This is a genomic window from Neobacillus niacini NBRC 15566 (assembly GCF_001591505.1).
Lineage (GTDB): Bacteria > Bacillota > Bacilli > Bacillales > Cytobacillaceae > Neobacillus > Neobacillus niacini.
On the sequence record NZ_BCVA01000009.1, the window covers coordinates 60,742 to 84,938 of the forward strand.

Annotated in this window: 30 protein-coding genes; 22 read left to right on the plus strand and 8 right to left on the minus strand. The window is 37.7% G+C overall.

Annotated features, from left to right (window positions below; genetic code table 11):
- The first annotated feature begins 14 nt into the window (after positions 1-14).
- The 6 genes from BANA01_RS10080 to BANA01_RS10105 all read left to right on the plus strand — a co-directional run bounded on the left by BANA01_RS10080 (position 15) and on the right by BANA01_RS10105 (position 6,997).
- The gene (locus BANA01_RS10080) at positions 15-1,286 is read left to right on the plus strand and encodes a peptidase (protein ID WP_063253012.1); all 1,272 of its coding nucleotides are present in this window, start codon (positions 15-17) and stop codon (positions 1,284-1,286) included.
- Between the two features lie 69 nt (positions 1,287-1,355).
- Complete coding sequence (locus BANA01_RS10085) at positions 1,356-2,777, plus strand: aldehyde dehydrogenase family protein (RefSeq protein ID WP_063253014.1); 1,422 nt, start codon at positions 1,356-1,358, stop codon at positions 2,775-2,777.
- Positions 2,778-2,843: 66 nt separating this feature from the next.
- Positions 2,844-3,698, plus strand: coding sequence for a putative beta-lysine N-acetyltransferase (gene ablB / locus BANA01_RS10090; RefSeq protein ID WP_063253016.1), 855 nt, complete (start codon positions 2,844-2,846; stop codon positions 3,696-3,698).
- Positions 3,699-3,756: 58 nt separating this feature from the next.
- Positions 3,757-5,142 (plus strand): sigma-54 interaction domain-containing protein, encoded by a 1,386-nt coding sequence (locus BANA01_RS10095; protein WP_063253017.1) that lies wholly within the window; start codon positions 3,757-3,759, stop codon positions 5,140-5,142.
- Between the two features lie 133 nt (positions 5,143-5,275).
- The gene (gene kamA, locus BANA01_RS10100) at positions 5,276-6,709 is read left to right on the plus strand and encodes a lysine 2,3-aminomutase (protein ID WP_063253018.1); all 1,434 of its coding nucleotides are present in this window, start codon (positions 5,276-5,278) and stop codon (positions 6,707-6,709) included.
- 9 nt (positions 6,710-6,718) lie between these two features.
- On the plus strand, positions 6,719-6,997 hold the full coding sequence (locus BANA01_RS10105; RefSeq protein ID WP_063253019.1) for a YokU family protein: 279 nt from the start codon (positions 6,719-6,721) through the stop codon (positions 6,995-6,997).
- A 37-nt stretch (positions 6,998-7,034) separates the two neighbouring features.
- Here BANA01_RS10105 and BANA01_RS10110 read toward each other — a convergent pair whose 3' ends face one another.
- Positions 7,035-8,138 carry an AI-2E family transporter gene (locus BANA01_RS10110; protein ID WP_063253020.1) on the minus strand — a complete coding sequence of 368 codons (1,104 nt, stop codon included), beginning with the start codon at positions 8,136-8,138 and terminating at the stop codon, positions 7,035-7,037.
- A 174-nt stretch (positions 8,139-8,312) separates the two neighbouring features.
- Between BANA01_RS10110 and BANA01_RS10115 the strand changes: the two genes are divergently transcribed.
- Positions 8,313-8,534 (plus strand): YozE family protein, encoded by a 222-nt coding sequence (locus tag BANA01_RS10115; protein ID WP_235847105.1) that lies wholly within the window; start codon positions 8,313-8,315, stop codon positions 8,532-8,534.
- A gap of 124 nt (positions 8,535-8,658) precedes the next feature.
- Positions 8,659-9,369, plus strand: coding sequence for a hypothetical protein (locus BANA01_RS10120; protein WP_157411754.1), 711 nt, complete (start codon positions 8,659-8,661; stop codon positions 9,367-9,369).
- A 3-nt stretch (positions 9,370-9,372) separates the two neighbouring features.
- Here the strand turns inward: BANA01_RS10120 and BANA01_RS29500 are convergent, their stop codons facing one another.
- The gene (locus tag BANA01_RS29500) at positions 9,373-9,540 is read right to left on the minus strand and encodes a hypothetical protein (protein ID WP_157411755.1); all 168 of its coding nucleotides are present in this window, start codon (positions 9,538-9,540) and stop codon (positions 9,373-9,375) included.
- A 179-nt stretch (positions 9,541-9,719) separates the two neighbouring features.
- Here BANA01_RS29500 and BANA01_RS29065 point away from each other — a divergent pair, with 179 nt between their 5' ends.
- From BANA01_RS29065 to BANA01_RS10135, 4 genes are all read left to right on the plus strand, one after another.
- A complete protein-coding gene (locus BANA01_RS29065) occupies positions 9,720-9,893 on the plus strand; it encodes a YozD family protein (protein WP_081954691.1) in 174 nt (57 codons plus the stop codon).
- A 356-nt stretch (positions 9,894-10,249) separates the two neighbouring features.
- On the plus strand, positions 10,250-11,047 hold the full coding sequence (locus BANA01_RS10125) for a serine/threonine protein kinase (RefSeq protein ID WP_082799466.1): 798 nt from the start codon (positions 10,250-10,252) through the stop codon (positions 11,045-11,047).
- Between the two features lie 13 nt (positions 11,048-11,060).
- Entirely contained in the window at positions 11,061-11,831 is a 771-nt protein-coding gene (locus BANA01_RS10130) for a sporulation protein (RefSeq protein WP_063253023.1), read from the plus strand.
- A gap of 99 nt (positions 11,832-11,930) precedes the next feature.
- On the plus strand, positions 11,931-12,239 hold the full coding sequence (locus BANA01_RS10135) for a YodL domain-containing protein (protein ID WP_063253092.1): 309 nt from the start codon (positions 11,931-11,933) through the stop codon (positions 12,237-12,239).
- A gap of 39 nt (positions 12,240-12,278) precedes the next feature.
- On the opposite strand, the gene BANA01_RS30555 is transcribed toward BANA01_RS10135, so the two are convergent.
- Entirely contained in the window at positions 12,279-12,413 is a 135-nt protein-coding gene (locus tag BANA01_RS30555) for a hypothetical protein (RefSeq protein ID WP_268875068.1), read from the minus strand.
- Positions 12,414-12,569: 156 nt separating this feature from the next.
- On the opposite strand from BANA01_RS30555, the gene deoD reads away from it, so the two are divergent.
- The 3 genes from deoD to BANA01_RS10150 all read left to right on the plus strand — a co-directional run bounded on the left by deoD (position 12,570) and on the right by BANA01_RS10150 (position 15,801).
- Positions 12,570-13,274 (plus strand): purine-nucleoside phosphorylase, encoded by a 705-nt coding sequence (gene deoD / locus BANA01_RS10140; protein WP_063253024.1) that lies wholly within the window; start codon positions 12,570-12,572, stop codon positions 13,272-13,274.
- Between the two features lie 104 nt (positions 13,275-13,378).
- Positions 13,379-14,176 carry a M15 family metallopeptidase gene (locus BANA01_RS10145; RefSeq protein ID WP_063253025.1) on the plus strand — a complete coding sequence of 266 codons (798 nt, stop codon included), beginning with the start codon at positions 13,379-13,381 and terminating at the stop codon, positions 14,174-14,176.
- Between the two features lie 128 nt (positions 14,177-14,304).
- Positions 14,305-15,801 carry a lmo1851 family serine protease gene (locus BANA01_RS10150; RefSeq protein WP_063253026.1) on the plus strand — a complete coding sequence of 499 codons (1,497 nt, stop codon included), beginning with the start codon at positions 14,305-14,307 and terminating at the stop codon, positions 15,799-15,801.
- 47 nt (positions 15,802-15,848) lie between these two features.
- Here BANA01_RS10150 and BANA01_RS10155 read toward each other — a convergent pair whose 3' ends face one another.
- Positions 15,849-16,559, minus strand: a complete 711-nt coding sequence (locus BANA01_RS10155; RefSeq protein WP_063253027.1) for an AlbA family DNA-binding domain-containing protein — start codon at positions 16,557-16,559, stop codon at positions 15,849-15,851.
- A 117-nt stretch (positions 16,560-16,676) separates the two neighbouring features.
- Between BANA01_RS10155 and BANA01_RS10160 the strand changes: the two genes are divergently transcribed.
- Both BANA01_RS10160 and BANA01_RS10165 read left to right on the plus strand, forming a co-directional pair.
- The gene (locus BANA01_RS10160) at positions 16,677-17,621 is read left to right on the plus strand and encodes a CobW family GTP-binding protein (RefSeq protein WP_063253028.1); all 945 of its coding nucleotides are present in this window, start codon (positions 16,677-16,679) and stop codon (positions 17,619-17,621) included.
- A 59-nt stretch (positions 17,622-17,680) separates the two neighbouring features.
- Entirely contained in the window at positions 17,681-18,505 is an 825-nt protein-coding gene (locus tag BANA01_RS10165; protein WP_063253029.1) for a hypothetical protein, read from the plus strand.
- Between the two features lie 35 nt (positions 18,506-18,540).
- On the opposite strand, the gene BANA01_RS10170 is transcribed toward BANA01_RS10165, so the two are convergent.
- Complete coding sequence (locus BANA01_RS10170) at positions 18,541-18,783, minus strand: hypothetical protein (protein WP_063253030.1); 243 nt, start codon at positions 18,781-18,783, stop codon at positions 18,541-18,543.
- Between the two features lie 101 nt (positions 18,784-18,884).
- Between BANA01_RS10170 and BANA01_RS10175 the strand changes: the two genes are divergently transcribed.
- Together BANA01_RS10175 and BANA01_RS10180 are read left to right on the plus strand one after the other, a co-directional pair.
- The gene (locus tag BANA01_RS10175) at positions 18,885-19,169 is read left to right on the plus strand and encodes a hypothetical protein (protein ID WP_063253031.1); all 285 of its coding nucleotides are present in this window, start codon (positions 18,885-18,887) and stop codon (positions 19,167-19,169) included.
- Between the two features lie 2 nt (positions 19,170-19,171).
- Positions 19,172-19,621 carry a FixH family protein gene (locus BANA01_RS10180; RefSeq protein WP_063253032.1) on the plus strand — a complete coding sequence of 150 codons (450 nt, stop codon included), beginning with the start codon at positions 19,172-19,174 and terminating at the stop codon, positions 19,619-19,621.
- A 100-nt stretch (positions 19,622-19,721) separates the two neighbouring features.
- On the opposite strand, the gene BANA01_RS10185 is transcribed toward BANA01_RS10180, so the two are convergent.
- Positions 19,722-20,207, minus strand: coding sequence for an Hsp20/alpha crystallin family protein (locus BANA01_RS10185; protein WP_235847101.1), 486 nt, complete (start codon positions 20,205-20,207; stop codon positions 19,722-19,724).
- 132 nt (positions 20,208-20,339) lie between these two features.
- On the opposite strand from BANA01_RS10185, the gene BANA01_RS10190 reads away from it, so the two are divergent.
- Positions 20,340-21,122 (plus strand): SDR family oxidoreductase, encoded by a 783-nt coding sequence (locus BANA01_RS10190; protein WP_063253034.1) that lies wholly within the window; start codon positions 20,340-20,342, stop codon positions 21,120-21,122.
- Positions 21,123-21,222: 100 nt separating this feature from the next.
- Positions 21,223-21,381, plus strand: a complete 159-nt coding sequence (locus tag BANA01_RS29885) for a hypothetical protein (protein ID WP_169803678.1) — start codon at positions 21,223-21,225, stop codon at positions 21,379-21,381.
- A gap of 50 nt (positions 21,382-21,431) precedes the next feature.
- On the opposite strand, the gene BANA01_RS10195 is transcribed toward BANA01_RS29885, so the two are convergent.
- Entirely contained in the window at positions 21,432-21,995 is a 564-nt protein-coding gene (locus BANA01_RS10195) for a GNAT family N-acetyltransferase (RefSeq protein ID WP_063253035.1), read from the minus strand.
- Positions 21,996-22,306: 311 nt separating this feature from the next.
- The gene (locus BANA01_RS10200) at positions 22,307-23,434 is read right to left on the minus strand and encodes an amidohydrolase (protein ID WP_063253093.1); all 1,128 of its coding nucleotides are present in this window, start codon (positions 23,432-23,434) and stop codon (positions 22,307-22,309) included.
- 169 nt (positions 23,435-23,603) lie between these two features.
- Between BANA01_RS10200 and BANA01_RS10205 the strand changes: the two genes are divergently transcribed.
- Positions 23,604-23,927 (plus strand): DUF4870 domain-containing protein, encoded by a 324-nt coding sequence (locus tag BANA01_RS10205; RefSeq protein ID WP_063253036.1) that lies wholly within the window; start codon positions 23,604-23,606, stop codon positions 23,925-23,927.
- The last annotated feature ends 270 nt before the right edge of the window (positions 23,928-24,197 follow it).

The following is a 24,197-nucleotide window of genomic DNA, read 5'->3' on the forward strand; positions in this document are numbered from 1 at the left end:
AAGGAGTGAAAGTGTTGAAAAATCATGAAGAATTAATCAAGCAATGGCTGAAGGACAATCGGGCTAGAGGAACCCGGTTTTTACAAATCCTAGTCCAAGAGAATAGTACAAGGGGAAATGAAAGCAGTGCACAGGCGGTCATCATTGAAAAATGCCGGCAGTTAGGGTTGAATCTTGATATTTGGGAAATTGACCGGGATGAGTTAAAGGAGCATGAGGCATTCTGCTGTGACCGTCAAAGCTTTGAAGGAAATCCGAATGTCGTTGCTGTATTAAAAGGAACGGGAGGCGGGAAATCAATCATCCTAAATGGTCATATCGATGTGGTACCAGTCGGCGATGAGAAGAACTGGGAACATGATCCATTTAGCGGGCATATTGAGTGCGGTAAACTCTATGGCCGCGGAAGCACAGATATGAAGGGCGGGACCGCAGCGCTTATTATGGCAATCGAAGCAATTATTGCTACGGGCACCAAGCTTAAAGGGGATATTATTTTTCAAAGTGTGATAGAAGAAGAAAGCGGAGGTGCTGGTACGCTTGCTGCCGTCCTAAGGGGCTACCAGGCCGACGGGGCAATTATACCGGAACCAACGGGTATGAAGATTTTTCCGAAACAGCAGGGTTCGATGTGGTTTAGGATTACCGTAAAAGGCAGGGCAGCACACGGAGGAACGAGATATGAAGGTATTAGCGCCATCGAAAAGGCAGTACTAGTGATACAAAAACTGCAGCAATTAGAGAAGAATCGTAATATTAAAATCACGGATCCGCTATTTAACAGCATTCCAATCCCAATCCCGATTAACATTGGAAAAATAAATAGCGGCGAGTGGCCGTCATCTGTTCCAGATTTGGCTGTTATTGAAGGAAGAATGGGCGTATCCCCTGAAGAGACCATTTCGGCAGCTCAAGGGGAAATGGGTGCTGTATTGTCTGAGCTTAATGAACAAGATAAATGGTTCCAAGAGAATCCACTTGAAATTGAGTGGTTTGGAGGAAGGTGGCTTCCTGGAAATCTTGATGTCAATCATCCATTAATGAAGACACTATCCGAGAGTTTTGTAGAAATTAAGGGTAAAGAGCCGGTCATTGAAGCAAGCCCTTGGGGGACTGATGGTGGAATTCTCTCAAATGTTGGAAATACACCTGTGGTTGTCTTTGGTCCGGGAATTACTGCCACGGCACATGACGCCAATGAGCACATACATTTGGAGGATATGTTTGCAGCAAGTAAAATTATTGCTCTAACGCTATTAAAGTGGTGTGAAGTTAGTGAGGTATAGAAAATCCCTTCAACCTAGTAAATTTGATACAATAGTAAAAAATGAATCTTTTCATTTGGAGGGATTAAGATGAAGAAAGATTTATGGATAGGCGGCGAATATAGAAGTACTTCTTCCTATATGGAGCTGAAAAGTCCATATAACTTAGAGAGTCTTGCACAGGTAGGTATTGCCAGTCCGGATGATGTTCACGCTGCAGTCGATGCGGCCCAAAACGCCAAAAGAAGTATGGCAGAACTGCCTGCTTATGTGCGGGCTGAGATATTAGAAAAAGTAGTACAATTTCTTAAAGATGATCGTGAAGAATGTGCAAGAATCATAGCAAAGGAGGCAGCGAAGCCACTAAAAGCCGCGAGGACAGAAGTAGACCGAACGATTATGACTTACACCTTTGCAGCTCATGAAGCGAGGAAAATACATGGGGAAACCGTGCCAATGGATGCCGCTCCTGGCGGGCAGGGTAGGCTCGCTTTTACCGTTCGGGAACCACTTGGTGTCATAGCTGCCATCACGCCGTTCAATTTTCCTATGAATCTAGTTGCACATAAAGTGGGCCCAGCCATCGCTAGTGGAAATAGCGTTATTCTAAAGCCAGCAAGTCAAACGCCATTATCTGCCTATAAGATAGCTGAATACTTTCATCGTGCAGGTCTGCCCGCTGGGGCCTTGAATGTCATCACCGGAAGCGGACGCAGCATCGGTGATATCTTAATGAAAGATGAACGTATAAAAATGATTACTTTTACAGGAAGCCCTGAAGTGGGGACCTATATCCGTGAAAACTCAGGATTAAAGCGGGTAACACTGGAATTAGGATCAAATTCGGCATTAATTGTGGATGAAGGGGTTCAATTACAACAAGTGATACCTAGAATTGTGAATGGTGCCTTTGCTTATCAGGGGCAGGTTTGTATCTCGATTCAAAGGATATTTGTTCATGAAAATATCTTTGAGACTTTTGTGGAGCAGTTCGTAAATGAGACACAAAAGTTAAAGGCTGGAAATCCATTAGAGGAAGATACGGATATTTCAGCCTTGATAACTCGTTTTGATGTGCTGCGAACACAAAGCTGGGTGGATGAAGCTGTCAAGAATGGTGCTGAATTGAAGTTGGGCGGCAGAGCAGAGGAAGGGATTTTCCAACCAACGGTTCTGATCAATGTTCCGTCTACGGAAAAAGTAAGTTGTGAAGAGGTATTTGCACCTGTCGTTCATATCAATACTTTCAATGAATTTAGTAAAGCAATCCATTTAGTGAATGACTCAAAGTATGGGCTTCAAGCGGGAATCTTTACAAATGACATCCATAAAGCACTCCAGGCAGCAAAAAAACTTGAAGTTGGCGGTGTCATGATTAATGAAATTCCTACGTTCCGTGTAGACCAAATGCCGTATGGCGGAGTTAAAATGAGCGGAATGGGCAGAGAAGGCATTAAATATGCAGTGGAAGAGATGACTGAATTAAAGCTTATCAGCTTTAAAACAGAGTAGAGAAAATGTCTGGCTGATTCCAGTCAGACATTTTTTTCACCTGCTTTTCGGAAAGGAGTCTAAATGATGAATCAAATTTCCTCCACTATGATAATGGAAGAGAGTAATTTCTTTTTAGAAGTTTATCTTGATCCTTTTAATAAAAGAATACGAATTGATGATTACCGTGGAAATTTACATTTACTGCTGGAAAGAACGGAGGAGTTAGCACACAAGCATCAAGTGGAAAAATTAATTATGAAAGCGCGGTCAGAAGACTTTTTACACCTATTCGAAAAAAGCTTTCAGCCGGAAGCTGTAGTGGATCGTTATTTTCTTGGATCGGATGCCCATTTTTTTTCGAAGTTTTATACTGTGGAACGAAAGAAAAATGACCATTGGATTACAGAGGACGGAATGATTCAGAGCATTTACCAATTAGATACAACTATCAATAAACCCTATCCGCCAAAAGAGTATGAGTTAAAGAGAGCAGATGAATCTTGTGCCGAAGAGCTTTCGGCATTGTACAGCGAAGTGTTTCAAATCTACCCTACACCATTACATGAACCGGAATATGTGAAAAAGACCATGAAGGAAGGGACTGTTTATTACGTTTTCTTTCACCAGGGGAAGATTGTAAGTGCTGCTTCTGCCGAAATAAATTCCTTTTATAAAAATGCGGAATTAACTGATTGTGCAACATTAAAGGACCATCGAAAGTATGGGCTTATGAAAATTATCCTCGGTGAGTTAGAGGACGAACTGAGAAGGCAGGGGATATTTTGTGCCTACTCGATTGCGAGGAGTTTGTCTTTTGGAATGAATGCGGTATTATTCCAACTCGGTTATAAGTATCGCGGTCGACTAATGAATAACTGCTATATCTATGACAAGCTTGAAAATATGAATATGTGGGTGAAGAATCTGGCAAGCTGCTAATATTTTGGCTTTAAGAGCTGATTTTTCGGCACTTTTTGGTTAAGAGGTGATCAAAACCGTGGTTCAATTAACCGCGCTAACACAGGAGGTACTTTCAGCCATTCTGAAATCGATTGATGAGGGAATCCATGTGGTCAATACTGATGGCAAAACCATTTTTTATAATGAAGTTGCAGCACGACATGATGGCATGGATGTGAAGGAAGTCCAGGGCAGACATCTTTTAGATGCCTTTCCCTCCTTAACAGAAAATTCAAGCACCCTGCTCCGGGTGATTAAAACCGGTAAACCTATCTATAATCAAACACAGGTTTATGTTAATATGCACGGAAAACAAATTGATACGATTAATACAACACTTCCTATACTTGTAGATAAAGAGATTATTGGCGCAGTTGAGATTGCAAAAGATTATTCGCGAATGAAGCAATTAGCAGAAAGCCTATTGGATTTACAAAGGAATGTTAATAAAACCAGTAAGAAAAAAACGAGAAAGAACGTTAAATATACGTTAGATGATTTAAAGAGTGTAAACGCAGTTTTTTTAAGCACTAAGGAAGAAGCAGGTCGATTGGCAAAATCAGATTCTCCGATTCTAGTATATGGTGAGAGTGGTACGGGCAAGGAGTTATTTGTACAAGGAATTCATCATGCATCCCATCGAGGTGATAGTCCGTTTATTGCGCAAAACTGTGCAGCCATCCCAGAAACACTGCTGGAAAGTATTCTATTTGGTACCGCAAAAGGCAGTTACACAGGAGCGGTTGAGAGAAAAGGGCTATTTGAACTGGCAGATGGCGGAACACTGTTTCTCGATGAGCTTCATACAATGCCAATGGAGCTTCAGGCAAAGTTATTGCGTGTTTTAGAGGATGGCATGGTACGAAGGGTCGGAAGTTCGCAAAACATATCGGTTGATGTGCGTGTCATTGCTGCAATGAATGTTCATCCAAATGATGCACTTCAAAGTCATAAGCTTCGCTCCGATCTCTATTATCGTCTTAATGTGTTTACCTTCTCGCTGCTGCCTATACGGGAACGCAAAGAAGATGTCTTATATTTGACGCAATATTTCATTGAATTTTTTAATAAGACATTGAATAAACGAATTCATGGAGTCGAGCAAAAAGTGGAAGATTTCTTTTTGAGTCATCCATGGCCTGGTAATGTAAGGGAACTGAAGCATACGATTGAATACATGATGAACGTATGCAATGACGAAATCCTGCAAATGAAAGACCTGCCAATTATGATGAAACAGCAAGCAGCAGGAGATAAAAATAGTGACTACCAGTTATCCTTAAGAAAAAATGTAGAAGAGCTAGAAAAAAAGCTGATTGACACTGCGCTCAATCAATCAGCGGGAAATATCAAACAAGCAGCCGAGTTGTTGGAGATTCCTAGACAAACCTTACAATATAAAATCAAAAAGATACGTGAATAACTGCCGAAAATTCGGCGTTTTTTTTTTGTGAACCTCAATTGAATAGCAAAATAACCTATCCTTACCCGGACTAAGTGCATTGGCACAATTCTTGCATAATATTTAAGTAAAGCAGGGTAAGGAGGAAATACACATGAAACAAAATCTATATAAGCCGGATAGGCATTGGAAAGATATAGAGCTATGGAAAGATGTAAGTGAGGAGCAATGGAATGATTGGCTGTGGCAGCTGACCAATACCATTCGAACATTAGAGGATTTAAAAAAGGTAATCCATTTAACTCCAGATGAAGAAGAGGGAGTTAGAATCTCAACAAAGACGATTCCACTGAATATAACACCGTATTATGCTTCACTAATGAATCCTGATGACCCACGCTGCCCAATTAGGATGCAGTCTGTTCCGATTTCTAAAGAAATCCATAAAACGAAGTATGATCTTGAAGACCCTTTGTATGAGGATGAAGATTCACCCGTTCCCGGCTTAACACACAGGTATCCTGACCGTGTTCTGTTTCTCGTCACCAATCAATGCTCAATGTATTGCCGTTATTGTACAAGGAGACGCTTTTCAGGACAAATCGGGATGGGGGTTCCAAAGAAACAGCTTGATGCCGCTATTAACTATATCCGTCAAACGCCACAAGTACGAGATGTATTAATATCTGGCGGAGATGGGCTTCTCATTAATGATAATATTCTTGAATATATTTTAAAGAATCTACGCGAGATTGATCATGTTGAAATAATTAGGATTGGAACTAGGGCACCTGTTGTATTTCCACAGAGGATTACTGAAAACCTCTGTAACATTTTAAAAAAATATCATCCAATTTGGTTGAATACTCATTTTAATACATCTATTGAAATTACCGAGGATTCCAAAAAGGCTTGTGAAATGCTCGCTAATTCAGGTGTCCCAGTCGGGAATCAATCGGTCATTTTAGCTGGAATCAACGACAGTGTTCCAATTATGAAAAAGCTTATGCATGACCTTGTTAAAATACGTGTTCGTCCATATTATATTTATCAATGTGATCTGTCCGAGGGAATTGGGCATTTCCGGGCACCAGTCTCCAAAGGTCTTGAAATTATCGAAGGTTTGCGTGGTCACACAAGCGGTTATGCAGTACCTACGTTTGTCTTAGATGGTCCTGGCGGCGGCGGGAAAATTTCACTACAGCCGAATTATTTAATTTCACAAAGTGCGGAAAAGGTTGTTCTCAGAAACTTTGAAGGAGTCATTACCTCTTATCCTGAACCAGAAAATTATAAACCTGGAACAGCAGAGGGCTATTTCAAAAAAGTTTACCCAGATATGGAGGGAAAACGGTCAAATATAGGGATTGCAGGAATTATGAATGACCAGCATTTCAATCTTGTTCCAGAGGGGCTGACAAGACTAAATCGACGTAAAGAATACAATCAAAATCCTAACCATTCCACATTAAAGGACAAACGAAGTAAACGTGATGAATTGAAAGAAAAGAAATTTCAGGCATTACAAAATAAACCATCAACGTCTGAAAAAAATGATTCAGATATGGATACAGCTTCAAAGGAATAGAGGGATGATATGAGATTATTATGCGAATGGTGTGGTCAGGAGGCCGAAAAGGGAGAAAATACAGTTTATTGGGAGCTTACGGATGGAACTAGAGCGATTCAAATTACCGAGACGCCGGCGGTTGATTGTAAAGAATGTAAGATGATTTATCAAACAGATGAAATCACAAAGGAAATTGAGGATCAATTGTTCCTGATTAATACGAAAAAAATTGGGAAAACCATCAGCTATAAAGAGTTAATGGCACTTCCTAGACTGTTGAAGAGGAATTATTTTGACTTTTCATAATCAAAACCCCTATCTGCTGCTGATAGGGGTTCTTTTATCATTCTGTTTGAACTGATTTAGCAGCGTTTTTTCTAGCACGTAAAAATTTAACCAGATTTAAAACAATGGTTTTAATAACAGCGTAGAATGGAATTGCAAGTACCATCCCAAGTACTCCGGCCAGATTTCCAGCAGCCAATAATATAATGATAATCGTTGCTGGATGGGTATCTAAACTTTTTCCAAGAATAAGCGGTGATAATACATTACCTTCAATCTGCTGCGCGATGAGAATAACAACGATTACTAATAATGCTTTCGTAGGTGAATCAAATAAAGCTACAATGACGGCTGGTGCTCCTCCAAGAATTGGGCCGATATAAGGAATAATGTTGGTAAAAGCTACGATTAAGGCCATGACCAGTGCAAATGGTAAATCTATGATCAAATAGCCGATAAATGCCAGTGTGCCCACTGCCAAAGCTACAGTAACCTGTCCCTGAATATAGGCAGAGAGAGTTTCCCCAGTCTCTTTTAAAATCGATAAACCTTCCTCTCTATATGCAGTAGGAAGAAATTTCGATATCGCTGTAGGGAACTTATGCCCATCTTTAAACATATAGAATAATAAAAATGGAACTGTTACAAGTATAATGGCAATATTGGTGATTACACTCAGTATATTGGTTATGCTGCCAGTTATCGTGTTTGGCAGGGTATTTGCAAACCCTATTAGTCTTTCCTGTACAGTCTCGAGAATATCCTTTTGCTCATCCATGACCCATTTAAATTGCGATGATTTCACGACACTGTCAAAAAACTTCATCGTTTTGTCTGCATATACGGGAAGTTCGTTAGAAAGTGCGGTAAATTGTTTTGTAATAGCCGGAATTAAATTTCCAATCGCAAGTACACAAAGGAGAATGAATACAACATAAATGATTATGATGGCTAGTAGTCTAGGCACTTTATGACGCTGCAAGAAATTAACAACTGGATTAAGTAAAAAATAAAGAAAGCCTGTAATCAGAATGGGGAAAAAGATGGTTGAAAAAAAGATTCCGATTGGTTCAAATAAGAATGATATCTTGGTTGAAACCCAAATGATGGTTAAAATTAGTAAGACCTGAATTAACCAATATTGAAATTTTTTCTTTGCCAATGTTTGTACCTCTGTTTCTAAATATATTTGGTAAAATTATATCAATTATATTTAATTTATACCAATCATTCTTTAGGCCGGTTTTTTAATAAGACTCTGGACGTAGATTCATGCGTCGGTTATAGTATTTTTAACAATATCTTACCTAACAAAGAAAGAAAGGCGCAATGTATGATTAAATCATTTTACCACTTTTTAATGAAATATCGGCACCCAGAACCAAAGGATGCGATTAGTGTGTTTGCAAATGAAGCTTTTTTGGATCACAGCTTTCCAAAAACATCTCAAGATTACAATGAACTAAGCTCCTACCTTGAATTAAATGGACATTACCTAGAGTCCATGACCATATTTGATGACGCATGGCAAATTTATTTGTTATCGGAAAGAAAATAAAATAATGTATTTCTTAGAATCGTCTCTGCAAAAAGAGGCGATTTTTCTTTTTCTTCATTGTGCGCGATACATCGAAGTGTGCATATACTATTGTAATCAAAATTCACGACTCATCATTGAGAGGATGGAGGATATGAAAAGAAGGAATATACCGAAGTATAAGGTCGGTGATACGGTCGTGATAACGATGTATGGTACAGTTGGTAAAGTAACAGATGTCAAGTTGATTGACGGAAATTATGTATACGAAGTAAATAAAAGTGATGGTCTTTTTGTTGAATCAGGACTGCAGCTTCTTTCAGAATATGAAGGAGCTTTGGTGGAACAGGAACAAATTGATATCGAATACAAATTCTTTTTCGGAGATTTAGTACAGGTGGCTGGATACGGCTCTGATTTGTTTAAGATTGTCGGGTTTCGAACAGAAATTTGGCGCTACAAAGAAGATGCATGGGAAGATGTAATCTACGAACTATCTAGGATTAGTGATGGGGAATGGCTGGAAGCGGGTGAAGAAGAAATGACACTCGTTGCAGACGCAGAGAGTGCGGACACCTTTATTCAAAAGTTAGGGCTTCTTTACTTAGTCAATAATGAAGAGAAGCAGCAAGTCGCGATTTCAAAAACACAAAAAAACATTGTCAGAAAAGCAGAACTTGAAGAAATTGAACGAAAAAAGGAAAAAAAACAGCTCATTGATCATTTATTAGATATATTTAATGATTACAAAATTCTATATACCATGTTTAACGACCAGGAGTATTATCAAGTGATGCGTGTTATTCTGAGAAAATTAAAAAGTGTCGCCAATGACGATGGTAAAAGCCATGTTTAGCCTCTACCAGCCGGATATGGACAATAATAAATAAAGGACCAAAGGAATTCCACCCCATTTAATTAGAAAAAATAGACCTTCTAAGATTTTCTCAAAGGCAGTGATGATCAATCCATCCTCCTGATTTACGTCTTCAATAATAGCTTCAAATTTTGTTTGTAGATTTGACATACTATCACCTCATAATTGTTGTTTCTATTCATCCTATGCTTGTCCTAAGAAAAAAAGACATCTTTATTCTTTTATTTTGCTCCTATGTTTAAGGTTTAGAATATTTACCGATTCTTCTAGAAGTAAATAGCATGAATGGGCAGAAATCATCATACATTCTGTAAAAAGGGGGCGATGCTATGAGAGAAATTGAAGTATTTATTGATACGGAAGAGATTGCTGAATTTTTCTTTCATGAGCTGGTGAAAAGAGGATACGTTCCTACGGAAGAAGAATTGGAAGAAATCGCTGATATCACCTTCGAGTATCTCATCGAGAAAAGTATTATCGACGAAGAAGTAGAAGATGAATAGGTAAAATATCACGATACTTTTTTCATCTTTTTAATAAGAAGTAACGAAAGACGAGCATTGGAACCTGCTCGCTTTTTGTTTGCGGAAAATTTCTAAACTTTTTTCTTTATTGGGTGAAACTTTCCTATTTCTTTAGCGTATTACATACAACGAGGTTGAGGAGGAATGATGTTGCTAAAAAAGATTCTAAAGTCAATTCTAGGAAGTAAATCTCATCATCCAAAATATTCACATTCAAGTAATGCTTGGAAAAAAATGAACCACAATAAACATAAACATTTAGGCCATAAACACTATAAAAAGAAACATAAGAGCGGCAGTTTCTTTTCGAGCTTTTTTAGCAGTTAGATACTTATATGCTTAAACGAATAACTTTATTTGCCGCTAACATAATGGAAAGCCGATTTCAGCATAATGAAACCATTGCTCACCGCTACCAAGTTATAAACCATCTAGGTGTGGGAAGTTACGGAAATAGTTACTTAGTATATGATCGATTGTCACAACAAAAGAAAGTGCTAAAAGCGTTACGAATCCATAAAAGAGTGACGCAGTCAGGAAGAAACTCATTTGAAATCGAAAAAAAGCTGCTCCATTCAATTAATCATCCTGGATTTCCGAAGTATTTCGAAGATGGCCTACACAAAAATATTCCTTTTTATACGATGGAATATATTGAAGGAAAGAATTTTGAACAATTAATCTTTCAAGAAGGTCATAAGTATTCTGAACTAGAGGCATTTAATATCGCCAATGATGTACTAGAGCTTATAAACTATTTACATGAACAGCGGCTTGTTCACCGGGATATTCGGATCCCCAATGTAATTGCAACTGGTTCTGAGATCGTGCTTATCGATTTAGGCCTTGCAAGGAAATATGATCAAGGTGTGGGTAAGCACAGAAAAATAAAAAGAAATTTGCGTAAAGAAATAAATCCTCAAAGTGATCTTTATGGTCTTGGTCATTTTTTGCTGTTTTTACTTTATTCTAACTATTCCTTTCCTAAGAAAATGAAAGAAAGCAGTTGGGAAGAAGAATTGGAGATATCAAATCAAGCAAAGCACATCATAAGCAGGCTCTTACAAATAGAAGAATTCTATGAGGACTGCCGGCAAGTAAAGGCAGATATAAAAAAAATAATTGGGAAATAAGGAGGAAATGAGAATGTCTTTTTTTGACAAAGTATTTGCTAGTGTAGGAATTGGGTCTGCTACGGTTGACACAAAGCTTGAGAGGGATAGGTATATGCCTGGAGAGACCGTTAACGGTGTAGTAGAAATTAAAGGTGGAAAGGTAGACCAGCAAGTAGATGATATCTATTTATCATTAAATACTACCTATTTGAAAGAATCAGATGATAAAAAGTATAATGTGACAGCTACTATTGATCGTTTCCGAATTACCAGTCCTTTTACAATTGGAAAAAATGAGAGAAAGGAAATACCTTTTTCCTTCCAGCTTCCACTTGATACGCCGCTGTCAATTGGAAGGTCAAAAATTTGGGTTACCACAGGTTTAGATATTAAAAATGCAGTGGATCCTGGTGATAAAGACTATATTCAAGTTGTGCCTAATCAATTAATGACCGCAATCTTTAATGCAGTTGATAGTCTTGGTTTCCGTTTGCGTGAGGCGGATTGTGAAGAGGCATCATACAAATTACGGGGCCGTCTGCCTTTTGTGCAAGAATTTGAATATGTTCCGACCTCTGGACCTTTCCGTGGAAGATTAGATGAGCTTGAGGTAGTGCTGCGGCCAGCTGGAAATGGTGCACTTGAATTACTATTACAGGTTGATCGTCGTGCTCGAGGGTTGGGCGGATTATTTGCAGAAGCAGCTGGTTTGGATGAAACCAATGTAAGATTAACGGTAACTTCTGCAGATATTCCTAATCTTCAACAGCAAATCCAAAGCGTTATTCAGAGATATTCCTAATCGTCGACAAAAAAAGACGAATTTCTATGGAGGATTTTGCCATGTTCATCTCTAATTATTAAAGTAATGACAATTATTTTAATGATTGGAGGGGATAAGATGATCAAGGCGATAACCAAAAGAGCTATTATTCAATATGATGTGACAATCTTTCAAACTCCAAAGTACAGAGAATATAAAGGGTATAAACAAGTTTACCGTACCTTCATTCGTGCGGGTAACCATGAAAGTTGCTTACAGGAAACATTTAGTCTCTTTAATGTTACCGATCGAATACCGACAAATTATCAAGGAAGATTTCTTTCCACTGGAGATATCATATTAATTGATGAGGGTCGTGGCGGACAGCATTATTACCAATTAAAGCCAGGCGGCTGGATGCCCGTAAATCGAATTCATATAAGATAACAAAACCTAAGGAGTAATTCCTTAGGTTTTGTTTGTGTTTTAACCTCTACTCTTTCTTCCCCCAGCAGCACTATTTTCTTTTGCGTGTGCTTCATGTTCTGCTATGATTGCCTCGGGTGGAATGTGATTATTTTTCTTTGCTCGATTTGTTTGTGCTCTATGTTTTTTTCCCATAATGTAAGATACCTCCTTTGGATAATCTAAAAATAGCTTCCCACAAATAAAAAAAATCATGACCATTTCAATCAAAGGTTTTTCAATCGAAAATGGTTATGATATATTGACAAGTGTGAGGTAATCACTTCACTTAAATGAATGGAGGATATTAACATGAGTGTACATATTGGTGCGAAGGAAAATGAAATTGCAGAAACGGTATTATTGCCCGGAGACCCACTGAGGGCTAAATATATTGCGGAAACCTTTTTAGAGGATGCGAAATGCTATAACGAAGTTAGAAATATGTTTGGTTTTACTGGTACGTATAAGGGAAAAAGAATTTCTGTACAAGGAACAGGAATGGGAGTTCCGTCTATTTCCATTTATGTCAATGAATTAATGAATAGCTATAATGTTCAAAATTTAATTCGTGTCGGGACTTGTGGTGCCATCCAAAAGGATGTAAAAGTTCGCGACGTTATTTTAGCCATGACAAGTTCAACTGATTCAAACATGAATCGCTTGACCTTTGGAGGGGTCGACTTTGCTCCATGTGCTAACTTTGATTTGCTTAAAAAGGCCTATGATGCAGGAATGGAAAAAGGTTTAAATCTAAAAGTAGGGAACATTTTCACAGCAGACTCTTTTTATAATGACAATGCTGAACTTGAAAAATGGGCTAAATATCAGATTCTTGCTATTGAAATGGAAACTACAGCATTATATACGTTGGCGGCTAAATTTAACCGCAGAGCATTATCCGTTCTAACTGTAAGTGACCATATTTTAACCGGTGAAGAAACCACTGCTGAAGAGAGACAATTAACATTTAATGATATGATTGAAGTTGCTTTAGAAGCAGCAACAAAGGAATAGGAAAAATGACCTCTTTCGCTACTTGAAAGGGGTTTTCTTATTGACCTTTTTGGGAAAAATAGATATAGTGCAAAAAGGACAAAGAAAGATAGATAGGTGAAAATATGGGTTGGAAAATTTTATTAACGATAGGTATCTCAACTATACTAATTAGCGGCTGCAGTCAAATCAATTCCCTTCTAAATAAGCTTCCTTTTACTGCAGATGAATCTGGAAAGAATCAGCAGTCAAATGATAATGCGCCTATAAATGATCCACTAAGTTTAGAATCGATATTTTTCAATGAAATAAAAGAGGTAGACGGCAAAAATGTAATTCAAAATTCTACCAATGTCTTGGCGCTGGTAAACAAAGAATTTTACCTGCCTGAAGATTATATACCACAAGATTTGGTGAGACCAAATGTGGAATTTTCATTTGGCAATGTGGAAATAGAAAAAAGTTTAATGAGAAAAGAAGCAGCAGCTGCTTTAGAGAAGATGTTTTCTAATGCAAAGAATAACGGAATTGAGCTTTATGCGATATCGGGATACCGTTCCTATAGCAGGCAACAATCGTTGTTTGAAGCTGAAGTAAATAGAGTTGGGATAGAAAAAGCTGCTGAGGCAGTAGCTAATCCAGGCGCGAGTGAGCACCAATCAGGGCTGGCGATGGATATATCCAGCAAATCCAATAAATTATACTTAAATGAAGCTTTCGCTAACACAACAGAAGGAAGATGGCTCAAGGAAAACGCTCATCGCTTTGGATTTATTTTAAGATATCCGAAAGAAAAAATGGACATAACCAACTATATGTATGAACCCTGGCATTTTCGCTATGTAGGAATAAAGGCAGCAACAATTATGTACGAACATAATTGGACGTTAGAGGAGTATTTTAACGAAGTAAAGAAAATGTAAAGATACAGTACGGCACGTCTAAGGCAGGATGTGCCGGTTTTTTATAGGAGTAACATTTCTTTTTTATTTTTTAGTAAAAGATGTTATTCTAATCTTTAAGGGCTAGTTTTACATATTATTTTTTGACAATGAAAGTGGTGAGGGTTTTGGATGAACAAAATTTTGAACAAGAACATCTTGAACAAGAACAAGTAACAGATAAAAAATCCGGATATATGCACATTAAGAAATTTCATTTTATATTGATTTTGTTTTTCCTTGTATTATTATCTACAGGAATTACTACATTTGCTCTATCATTTGGAGAAGAAAAAGTTATAACTGTAGGTACCGAAAGATCAGAATTTGATAAACTTTACGAAGCCTACGATACATTAAAGAGCGGATATTTTCAGGAGCTTGACCAAAAGAAACTAATCAATGGGGCAATTGATGGTATGGTAAAGGCCTTAGATGATCCATATACAGACTATATGAGCGTGGAGGAAGCAGAAAACTTCCATAGCTCTATCAATTCATCTTTTCAAGGTATTGGTGCAGAAATCCAAGAGAAAGACGGACATATTACCATAGTTTCACCTATCAAAGGATCACCTGCAGAAAAAGCAGGATTGAAACCGAATGATATCATTATGGCAGTAGATGGAAAAAGTCTGCAGGGAATGACCTCGACAGAAGCAGTAACCATTATCCGTGGTAAAAAGGGCACTAAGGTTGAGTTGACTATCCAACGGCCAGGAACGGATGCCCCGGTAAAAGTTCCGATTATTCGTGATGATATTCCAATTGAAACAGTTTATGGGGAAATGGTTGGCGATGGTATTGCTAAGGTTCACGTAACCAGTTTCTCTACTAATACATCCAAAGACCTTGCTGCAAAGTTAAATGAACTTCAGAAGGAAGGCATGAAAGGGTTAGTCTTAGATTTACGCCAAAACCCGGGCGGATTACTAGATGAGGCCATTAGTATTTCAAGTATGTTTGTACCAAAAGGAAAATTGATATTAAAAGTAGAAGATCGTAATGGAAAAATAGAGGAGTACCCTTCACAAAACGATGGAAATCCTGACTTCCCATTAGTCGTATTAATTGACAAAGGCAGTGCCAGTGCGTCTGAAATTCTTGCTGGGGCTGTAAGTGAATCTGCTGGAGTAAAGCTTATTGGTGAAACTTCCTTTGGGAAAGGAACCGTTCAAACAGCCAAGGATTTCTCTGATAAATCAAATATTAAATTTACAACTGCTAAATGGCTGACGCCAAATGGTAATTGGATTCATAAAAAAGGTATTAAGCCTGACTTCGAAGTTCCGCTTCCGGATTACGCATCATTACCAATTATAAATCCGGATAAAGAGCTGAAGTTATCTAGTTCTTCCTCAGAAGTCGAAACAGCACAGAAGATGCTTAAAGCAATAGGGTTTGACCCAGGTCGCGTTGATGGTTTCTTTGATGAGAAGACGCAAGAAGCTGTAAGCAGTTTCCAAACCGCTAATAATTTACCTGTTAATGGAGTATTAAAAGGGGATTCCACTATTAAATTAATGGAAAAACTGAGAGAAATGATTGAAACAAATGATACTCAGCTTCAAAAGGCAATTGAAGTTCTAAAAGAGGAAATGAAATAAGGAAGAGGTCTGGACCATATGGTTCAGGCCTTTTTTGTTGAGAAAATTTAGTTTTCAGGAAGAACATCTAATAATTGACGGATTCTTTCCTTTTTACGTTCGATTAATTCTGCAATAAATTGCCTATACTCATTATCTTTTTGTGAAGAAATCTCTTCGTATAATTCCTTTAACTGGTCAAGATGTTCTTTGAGGGTATATTCATTCACTCCAGAACCTCCTGACTGCACCTTGCGAAGGATGATTTCCACGAGTTTGTCATTGGTTGCCTCGAGTGATTTTGTTCCTTGTCGGACATATATGGCGCCGTAACGAAGCTCATTTCGTTGAACAACAGAAGTATAGGGAACGTATTTTGGATCATATTCAATTATGAGTACCTGAAACCGTTTATTACTCAAATCTGGTTGGTCCTTACTATAATGAAAATCTTCTGTCCGATATTTTAAGTATTTGGGTAGTAAGTTAGAAAGTTTATTGTCAATATCTGCTTTGTCTAAAAAATCATCTTCATTAAGCCCAGTTAAAGAAATAGCCCCCTCATCATTTTGACTGACACCAACTATAATGCAGCCGCCCCCCGAATTTGCAATTGCCAGTGTATGTTTTGCCATCTTAGAAAATTCTGTCCATTTTGTTTTAAAATCTAGAAAATCTGTCTCCCCTGTATTGTAGAGGAGAAGGTCCTTTAACGTTTCATGTGAAGGGTTTCTAACGAAATGCAGGAGACTTTTTGGATAGACATACTCATAGATCATGAGAGATAGTCCTTTCTGAATATTCTTTTTACTATTATTATAATCCACTTCTATCTAGTTGTTAGCCCAATTTCATATATAATAAAAGGAATATTAAATGAAAAAGAGGTTAGCATTATGAACAATACAGAAGTTTATATATTATCAGGCTTTTTAGGAAGCGGAAAAACGACTCTTTTAAAGCGATTACTCGAGAATGAGCGACTCGTTGGCAGAAAAACGGCTGTAATGATGAATGAGCTAGGAAAGGTCTCAATTGATTCGGAAGTTGCTCGTGAAGAGGATGTGGCGCTGAAAGAACTATTAGGGGGCTGTATCTGCTGTTCCATTCAGGACAAGCTTGAAGCGCAGCTGCAGGGATTATTAGTAAATGAAAAGCCAGAAGTCATTTATATCGAAACTACTGGTGCAGCACACCCTGTTGAAGTTCTAGACGCCATTCTTTCACCATTATTTGCAGAGCAATTTACAATTAAAGGAATTGTTACGACTGTAGACGGATTAAGATGGAGGGATAGAAAAGCATTAAGTCCACAGCTCCAACAGTTACTTATCGAGCAGGTCAGACACGCAGATTTTATCCTCATAAATAAAATGGATGAACTGTCAGAATCTGAGCAGGCAAAAATTATTTTTGAAATTCAAGGGATCAATTCAGCCGCACGTTGTTTATTAACCAATTTTTCGCAGGTTTCAATGGATGAATTGAGAAAACTGACTATTTCTTTTGATAACAAAACGGATGCAGCATTTACTATAAAAGCCCTCAATTTAACTACGTTTGTTTATCAATTTAAAGGTCCGATTAGTCATAATGGTTTCGAACAATTTTTGAAGGATTTACCAGCTGAAATTTATCGGATCAAAGGCTATATGAAATTTGATCCATTATCAAAACCATATCTTTTCCAATACTCATATGGCATGCCTTTTTACATGAAAGAAGAAATGAACTTACGCTTAAATTTAGTTTTTATCGGTGAAAATATCGAATGGTCAAAGATAGAAGAAAAGCTTAAAAAACTTGAAAAGGAATTCAAAAACCAAAAAGAAAATGAATGAACATTTCTTCTTCAGGTAACTCTTTTAATGTAGTTATTTTACATGTAAAGGGGGATTAGATGAAAAAGAAAACAGTTATCATGATCGTTATTCTTTTCCTCCTAAATGGTCAAGCGATTCATGCATCCACTAATATTAGTTATAAAATTGAAATGCTGCCATGGGAAGAAGTCAATAAGGTTTTGCCAAAGTATTCAAAGTTTACCGTTCTAGATATGGAGACTGGGAAAAAGTTTAATGTCCAAAGACGTGCTGGAAGTCATCATGCTGATGTACAGCCTTTGACCCCGAAGGATACGAAAATAATGAAAAAAATTTATGGAGGGAAATGGAGCTGGAAGCGGAGGGCAATTATCGTGATCAGTAAAGACCAATGGATTGCTGGATCTATGCATGGGATGCCGCATGGCGCAGGAGCTCTAAAAAATAATTTTCCGGGGCATTTTTGTATCCACTTCTACGGAAGTACTACCCATCGAACAAATGCGATGGACCTTTCACATATGTTGATGATTTTTAAGGCTTCTGGTAAGTTAGAGGAGTATTTGAGTATGGCATCACCATATGAGACGGTTGAAGCATATATTGCCGGTTTAAAACAGCAGGATTTGTTTATTTCTAAGTTAATCAGCGTTCAAAAATTTAATTGGAAGCCTGTATTAGGAAAAATTGAAAATGTTCGAATCACAAGGATGCCGATATTACCTGCCGAAGATTTAAAACAGGAAATAAGTATGGATGTACCAGTGGAGATTGACTGGTTTATAAAAAATAAAGGACGTCAGCACTATCGAGGAGAAATTCATTTAATACGTTTTTCAACGATGGAAGGCTGGAAAATAGATTCTGACTCGTTTTTAAAAGAAAATCATTTGAAGAATTGAAAAAACACCTTTGTAAAGGTGTTTTTTCATACATGTTAAGCCTGCTGGCCAAATTTAATGAACGTCCTTTCGTCCTCAATTAAGCCGCAGGAGGCACATTGAATTCGATAGTCTGGTCCGTTGTAAGGCAGATGGTAGGGTTCTAAATCATTTTCGCTGTATTCTCTTAGGACCTCACCCGATTGAGGGTCTAGTTTTACAGATTGAGAAACTTGTTGGATAATATTAAAACGGCTTCGATTGGTTTTACAATTGGGACATTTATAAGGTGTTGACATTGCTTATCTCCTTTCACAAGATTATTGTTATTTATTTTTTGCAATAATATTGGAAAGTATGTAACAATGCAATTGGGGATATGTGGAGGTGGCTAATTTTGATGATTGCAGATTTCAATTTTGATGAATTATTAGCTGAATATCGAAAGATTTGGAATAATCGTTTGCTTACTGCGAGTGATAGAAGCAGTGAAGACACACTTAAGGAAGCAGTCTCTAGAGAACTGCTGGATGAAAATTCTCATCCCAGAATTCGTAAAAATAAATTTGAAAAATATTATTCTGCTATTAAAAGAATCACTCAGTCAACCATCTCAAATGAAGCAAAGGTAGCACTTATACTATTCCATAATGGTGTTATGGAGCAATTACTAAAGGAGGGATAAAGATGAGAAAGTACTTATTTTTCATGCTTATTATCGTATCTGTATTAAGCATCAGTGCATGCAATAATAAAGACAAAAAAGCCGATGAATTACCAGAGTTTGTAGAGGTAGAGTTAACGATTAACCCGGAAAAAGGAAATGTCAACGAACCGATTGTTTTTGAGGCAAAGGTAACCCAAGGAGACGAAAATGTTGAAGATGCCGATGAGGTGACCTTTGAAATTTGGCGTGCCCATGATGAAAAGCATGAGAAAATCAAAGTGGAGCATACGGAGAATGGGATCTATCGTTTAGAAAAATCATTTCAGCAAGAAGGAACCTATTATATTATTTCTCACGTAACCGCAAGAGACATGCATAACATGCCTAAAAAGGAATTCGTCGTTGGAACTGCAAGTGAACCGGAAGATCCAAGTGAATCGAAGGATTCAATGAAGATGGAAGGTCATTAAGAACAAAAGCAGGAAGTGCTTTCACACAGATGAGCCAGGCGCTAAAGCTAGAGTAAAAAAGGAAAAGACAGTTGAGGATTTGTTGCTGTCTTTTCCTTTTTTAGATTTCTGTCACATCGATTTGAGAATAGTGGATGTCATGAGATTTAATTAATTTGATTTCAAGTATGCCATCTTTAAATTTTGCAGAGGACCCTTTCCTTTTTACGGCAGCAGGTAGCGTGATGGAATGTTTTTGGTCTAGCTCTGGTATATTTTCGACCGTCAACTGGTTCGCAGTATGATAAATCCGCAAATCCTTCAGGAGTGATTCATCCTTAATCGGTATTCTTACAAAAACAGAATCATGCGTTTCAAAAGCTGTAGAGTTCTGTGAATTTACCTGCTGAGAGGGTTGAGGACGAAAATGATTGACGAAATCCTGGGGATTCATGGCACTTCCGGATTGAGAGGACATTACATTTCCCAAAATGCCTTTAATAAATTGGTCGATTTCATCCGATTTCATATGCTGAAGCTTATTCTTCATATCTTTATTAAAAGGAAAAAAGTTAAACGGGAACATAAACTCCACACCTTTCAGCAAACTCTCACTAGGCAGTCATACCTTATTCTATGCAGCAAGGATTGCTGGCGTTATAAATAACCAGAAATTTTAAAATATAGTCAAGCCTTCCAAGCATATAGTTAAGAAAACATTATTGTGAGGTAATGACTCATGAAGAAAAAAACGGCATTAATTACGGGAGCAGTTACTGGTTTAGGGAAAAAAACTGTCTGCCAGCTAGCCGAACAGGGGTATCAGCTAGCTATAAACTATCGAAATAGTCATGAAGAAGCCATACTATTATCAAAGGAAATGGAAGAAAAATTCGGGAATAAAATTATTTGTATTCAAGGTGATGTGGCAAATCAATTAGATTGTACACAAATGGTTGAAAAAGTTATAAATGAGTTCAACTCCCTTGATATTGTCATCCATAATGCAGGGCCCTATGTCCATGAAAGAAAAAAAATATCGGAATACTCTTTTGATGAATGGAATTATATAATCAATGGGAATTTAAATGCAGTTTTTTATTTATCGAAAGCCATTATTCCTAATATGAGAGAGCGGCGATGGGGAAGAATCATCACAATGGGTTTTGATAGAGTAGAAACGAGTCCTGGGTGGATTTACCGTTCTGCTTTCGCTGCGGCAAAAACAGGGCTTGCCTCACTAACAAGAACGATTGCTATGGAAGAAGCAGCAAATGGTATTACCGCTAATATGGTTTGCCCTGGGGATATCATTTCTCACTGGAAGGAAAAGAGTATCCAAGAAGCGACATTTAGCGAAAGAGTGCCAGTAGGAAGACATGGAACAGGCGAAGACATTTCGCGTGTCATTTCCTTTCTCGTTGACGAAAAGTCCGATTTTATAACTGGAAGTATTATTCCTGTCACTGGAGGTAAGGATGTGCTCGGAAAAGTCTGTTCTCAAAAAAATCAGTCAAAATAATTTTCCTTTTACGATTTTTTGAACTATTCTATTTTTTGGAATGAATTATGTTCCTTTTGTGGATAATAGATGTAACACATCTATGAAAGGAGCAAATAAAATGAGTTTTAACATGAACCGTATTAATCCAAATCAAACTCAAGTATTCTTTCATGATGGTCGTTTTGAAACATTAACGAACGAGGAACTAGAAGAATTTTTGCTCCATATGGGTTTTAGCGAAGTAAATTCCGGTACGGAACAAAATATAACGGATTAATAAAATTTTCTTAATAACAAAAAAAGCAATCGGCCAAAGCCGGTTGCTCTTTATGCTTCTAATAAATGTGATGGTTCTTCTTGTACTGGACCATTATTACGCATGAGGTAGAAGGAGTATTGGTCTTTAGGTATTTCATATAAGTCATACACTTCGCCATCTGCATTCAACTGGTCGTAAAGTGATTTTCTAGTTTCATTTGCCTTAACAACATAAGGGAGTTTTTCTGCAGCCTTAATAGACCTGATATTTACCTTACGAATCCTCATAAAGATTGTTTCTATTCCTAATGTATAAAAAACCTCTTGAAAAAAGGCATCCTTTGCAGGGGCATTATAACCTTTGCCATGATATGGCTTTCCAAGCCATGTGCCTAAAAATCCTGCATTATCTTCAATATCAAAAAGATTAATGGTTCCAATAGGGGCACCCCATTCATCAAGAATGGTCCGCGAAATACACTCTCCGCGCTCTTCAGCTTCGAGCGTTTGTTTCGTCATAAAGATGAATTCCTCATAAGAAGAACATTTTTGACGCACAAAAGGAAAGACATCTGGATGCGACATAAGTTCAAATAATACATGGCTGTCATGAAGATCTCGTTTCTTAAGCATTGAATTTCCCTCCATTTGGGCAATCCGATCCCATGTCTAAAGAAGCGGCCCACCCACGAAATTTTTTATTCAGATAAACTAAAAAATTTCGGGGTGGGAATCGAACCCACTAGAACCAGGTATTACTGGTGGCGCACCATTTGCCTTCCCTATATCATTTTTTTTGTTGATGAAAAATAATGTGATTTACCCCCCAGATTTTTAGGCCTTTTTCGGTTTCACTTAGAGTATCATACTAGAAAAAATAAAAAAAATAAATAGGTTTTTTGTTGTTTTTTCGTGTTTATTTATTGGCAAATTTCAACAAATTTCTACTGTTCTGAGAAAACGATTTCACCGCCAATCATCGTCCATTTTGGTTTTGCTAAATAATGAAAAGGATGGTGACTCCACAGCACTAAATCAGCCTCTTTTCCCTCTTCAATGCTTCCTAATTGTTGGTCTAACCTTAGGTTCCTCGCAGGTAAAATGGTGATTCCTTCTAATGCTTTTTGTTCTGATAATCCTTCTCGAACGGCAATCCCCGCACATATATTCAAATACTGAATAGGTGTATAGGGGTGATCGGTTGTTATCGATACTTCGACACCGTTATTTGTGAGTTCTTGATAAGTTTTCCAGGTCTTATTTTTTAGTTCGATTTTTGATCTCCTGGTTAAGGTCGGACCGACTGAAACCTTTAAGTTCATCCCAGCTAACTCGCTGGCAATTAAGTGCCCTTCTGTACAATGCTCAATTCTTAGATCCAGGTTAAATTCCTCAGCTAGGCGTAAGGCAGTAATAATATCATCAGCCCGATGAGCATGAATTCTAACGGGAATTTCCCTTTTTAAGGCCATAACTAGGGGAGCTACTCTTAGATTATCTGGATTATCTGTATGGATTGCTTTATAGAACGCTTCCCGGAGCATTCCCATAATTCCCATTCGTGTTATTGAGTCATTATTCCCCTGACTATGAATTCTTTTTGGATTTTCTCCTAAGGCAAGCTTAAGACCTGCAATTTCCTGGACAACCATTTTTTTTACATTCTTCCCGGTTGTTTTGATTACAGATGTAGTACCACCTATCACATTTGCACTTCCAGGCATGACATGTGCAGTGGTGATTCCACTTTTGATGGCATCGGAAAAAGCAGGATCTAGAGGATAAACACCATCAATGGCTCTAATATGAGGAGTCATTGCTTCTGCTGTCTCGTTTGCATCATTACCAGCCCAGCCAGTTCCTTCATCGTATAGCCCTAGATGGGTATGCACATCAATAAAGCCTGGTAAAAGATAGAGTTGATGACAATCAATGATTTTAACGGTTAAATCAGTTTGAAGATTTTTTCCAACCTTTATGATTTTTCCATTTTCTATGAGAACATCACCATTTTTTAGTGGTTCAGATGTAACTGGATAAAGGGTTGCATTTTTTAAAAGAATTTTCATGATCATTAAACCTTTCTGCACGTTGATAATATTATTTTTACCATTTTATCAACTGGAAGAATGAGTGGATAGTGGAAAATAATGATTTTTGAAAAAATTATGAAACCTTTTCGTAATGGCAACGTAAATATTAGGGAAAGATAGAAAAAATTTTCCGTTGGGGGAATCATAAATGATAAAAAGTGAAGAAAAAATGCTTGCGGCAATTCTCTATGTTGTTAGTCTATTTTTTCCGATTATAGGTCCTCTTGTTATTTGGTTATTAAAAAAGGATGAGTCATCATTTATCAATTATCATGGAAGAGAATATTTTAATTTTTTCATTTCATACACGGTTTATTCCGTAATAAGCGGAATATTAATTTTCTTAATCGTAGGCATTTTCTTATTATGGATATTAGGAATCATGGCCCTAGTATTTACAATCATTGCAGCAGTCAAGGCATATGAAGGAAATGAATATCGATTCCCACTAATCTTTAGAGTTATAAAATAATGGCTGTGTTAAAGCTAACTTTTGATTTTGCACCCTGTTAATTTGTGTGGAAGGCACGAAGACTCCTCGAAAATGCTATCGCATTTTCTTCGTGCGTGGGCAAATTCAAGGAAGCCCTTCAATGTCCTGCAGGAGTACGGAGCAAGTGAGACCCCACAGGCGCTAGCGCCAAGGAGGCTCACCGCAACGCCTGCGGAAAGCGAAGTGCCTCGGACAGGCAAAGACGGCCTGTCCCTGCGATGATTATTCCAAGAAGCATTCTTTAGTGGA